2 protein-coding genes are annotated in these 3,110 nt (G+C 64.4%); both read right to left on the bottom strand.

Annotation, left to right across the window (positions count from 1 at the left end; genetic code table 11):
* Window positions 1–1,189: elongation factor Tu (gene tuf, locus I0Q12_RS08195; protein WP_197251460.1), on the bottom strand; the 1,189-nt coding region annotated here is incomplete at its 3' end.
* A 93-nt stretch (window positions 1,190–1,282) separates the two neighbouring features.
* The coding region (gene fusA / locus I0Q12_RS08190) for an elongation factor G (RefSeq protein ID WP_231610254.1) at window positions 1,283–3,110 on the bottom strand (1,828 nt) is incomplete at its 5' end.

The raw sequence follows: 3,110 nt of genomic DNA, 5'->3' as shown, positions 1-3,110 counted from the left end.
ACTTGATGATCTTCGTGACGCGACCGGCGCCGACGGTGCGGCCACCCTCGCGGATCGCGAAGCGCAGGCCCTCGTCCATAGCGACCGGCTGGATCAGGACGACCGACATCTCGGTGTTGTCGCCCGGCATGACCATCTCGGTGCCCTCGGGAAGGGTCACAACGCCCGTCACGTCCGTGGTACGGAAGTAGAACTGCGGACGGTAGTTGTTGAAGAACGGCGTGTGGCGGCCGCCCTCTTCCTTGTTGAGGATGTAGGCCTGGCCCTCGAACTCCGTGTGCGGAGTCGTGGTGCCCGGCTTGACGACGACCTGGCCGCGCTCGACGTCCTCGCGCTTGATGCCGCGGACCAGCAGACCGACGTTGTCGCCGGCCTGGCCCTGGTCGAGCAGCTTGCGGAACATCTCGATGCCGGTGACCGTGGTCTTGGTCGAGGTCGGGCGGATACCGACGATCTCGACTTCCTCGTTCACGTTGATGACACCGCGCTCGATGCGGCCGGTGACGACGGTGCCACGACCGGTGATCGTGAAGACGTCCTCGACGGGCATCAGGAACGGCTTGTCGGTCTCACGGACCGGGTCCGGGATCGACTCGTCGACAGCGTCCATCAGGTCCTCGATGGACTTGACCCACTTCGGGTCACCCTCGAGCGCCTTGAGAGCCGAGATCGGGACGACCGGAGCTTCCTCGTCGAACTCCTGGGCGGCCAGCAGCTCGCGGACCTCCATCTCGACGAGCTCGAGGATTTCCTCGTCGTCGACCATGTCGGCCTTGTTCAGGGCGACGAGGATGTAGGGCACGCCGACCTGGCGGGCGAGCAGCACGTGCTCACGCGTCTGCGGCATCGGGCCGTCGGTGGCGGCCACGACCAGGATCGCGCCGTCCATCTGGGCAGCACCGGTGATCATGTTCTTGATGTAGTCGGCGTGACCCGGAGCGTCGACGTGCGCGTAGTGGCGCTTCTCCGTCTGGTACTCGACGTGGGAGATGTTGATCGTGATACCACGAGCCTTCTCCTCGGGAGCCTTGTCGATCTGGTCGAACGCGAAGCTCTCGTTGAGATCCGGGTACTTGTCGGCCAGCACCTTGGTGATCGCAGCCGTGGTGGTGGTCTTGCCATGGTCGACGTGACCGATGGTGCCGATGTTCACGTGCGGCTTGGTCCGCTCGAACTTCGCCTTCGCCACTGGAATGTCCTCCTGGACTGTTGTTGCTTGCAGTATGCAGCAGTGCGGTTTTATTACTTGGTCGTGCAGGTGACCGAGGGGATAACCCGAAGGTTACTCGCCGGTCGCCTTGGCGATGATTTCCTTCGAGACGTTCGACGGAACCTCTGCGTAGGAATCGAACACCATGGAGAAGTTCGCCCGGCCCTGGGTCTTCGACCGCAGGTCACCGATGTAACCGAACATCTCCGAGAGCGGAACCAGCGCCTTCACGACACGGGCACCACTGCGTTCCTCCATGGCCTGGATCTGGCCACGGCGGGAGTTGAGGTCGCCGATCACTTCACCCATGTAGTCCTCGGGGGTGGTGACCTCGACAGCCATGAGCGGCTCGAGGATGACCGGAGCAGCCTTGCGGGCAGCTTCCTTCAGGGCCTGCGAACCGGCGATCTTGAACGCCATTTCCGACGAGTCGACGTCGTGGTACGCACCGTCGAGGAGCGTGACCTTGACGTTCACCAGCGGGTAGCCGGCGAGCACGCCGTACTGCATCGCGTCCTGCGCACCGGCGTCGACGGACGGGATGTACTCGCGCGGCACGCGGCCACCGGTGACCTTGTTCTCGAACTCGTAGGTCGCGCCGTCCTCGCCCTTGAAGGGCTCCAGGGCGATGATGACCTTCGCGAACTGGCCGGAACCACCGGTCTGCTTCTTGTGCGTGAACTCGAGCTTCTCGACCGGCTTGGTGATGGTCTCGCGGTACGCGACCTGCGGCTTGCCGACGTTGGCCTCGACCTTGAACTCGCGACGCATGCGGTCGACGAGGATGTCGAGGTGGAGCTCGCCCATGCCGCCGATGACGGTCTGGCCGGTCTCCTCGTCGAGCTCGACGGAGAACGTCGGGTCCTCTTCGGCGAGCTTCTGGATCGCGGTGCCCAGCTTCTCCTGGTCGGACTTGGTCTTGGGCTCGATGGAGACCTGGATGACCGGGTCCGGGAAGGTCATCGACTCGAGGACGATCGGGGCGTCCTGCGCGCACAGGGTGTCACCGGTCGTGGTGTCCTTCAGGCCGATCATCGCGTAGATGTGGCCCGCGACGGCCTCGTCGACCGGGTTCTCCTTGTTGGCGTGCATCTGGAACAGCTTGCCGATGCGCTCCTTCTTGCCCTTGGTGGCGTTGAGCACCTGGGCACCGGGCTCGACCCGGCCGGAGTACACGCGGACGAAGGTCAGCTTGCCGAAGAACGGGTGCGCAGCGATCTTGAAGGCCAGAGCCGAGAACGGCTCGTCCTTGCTCGGCTTGCGGGTGAGGGTCTCCTCCTCGTCACCGAGCTTGGTGCCCTGAACCTCGCCGATGTCCAGCGGGCTCGGCAGATAGTCGATGACCGCGTCGAGCATGGGCTGAACACCCTTGTTCTTGAACGCGGAGCCGCACAGCACCGGGTACAGCTCGGAATTGACGGTCATCTTGCGGATGGCAGCCTTGATCTCCGCGACGGTGAGTTCCTCGCCGCCGAAGTACTTCTCCATGAGCTCTTCGTCGGACTCGGCGACGGTCTCGAGCAGCTTCTCGCGGTACTCGGCAGCCTTGTCGGCGAGCTCGGCGGGGATCTCCTCGATCGTCGGCTCGGCGCCGATCTCGACGGTGCCGCGCCAGGTGATGGCCTTCATCTCGACGAGGTCGACGACGCCGTCGAAGGCATCCTCGGCACCGATCGGAAGCTGGAGGACCAGCGGCTTCGCACCGAGACGATCGATGATCGTCTGCACGGTGAAGTAGAAGTCCGCGCCCATCTTGTCCATCTTGTTGACGAAGCAGATGCGCGGAACGTCGTACTTGGCAGCCTGGCGCCAGACCTGCTCGGACTGGGGCTCGACGCCCTCCTTGCCGTCGAACACGGCGACCGCGCCGTCGAGGACGCGCAGGGACCGCTCGACCTCG

Source organism: Rhodococcus sp. CX (genome assembly GCF_015865005.1).
Lineage (GTDB): Bacteria > Actinomycetota > Actinomycetes > Mycobacteriales > Mycobacteriaceae > Rhodococcus.
Note: the sequence above shows the minus strand (reverse complement) of the source record. Positions and strands in the feature narration are given on the sequence as shown.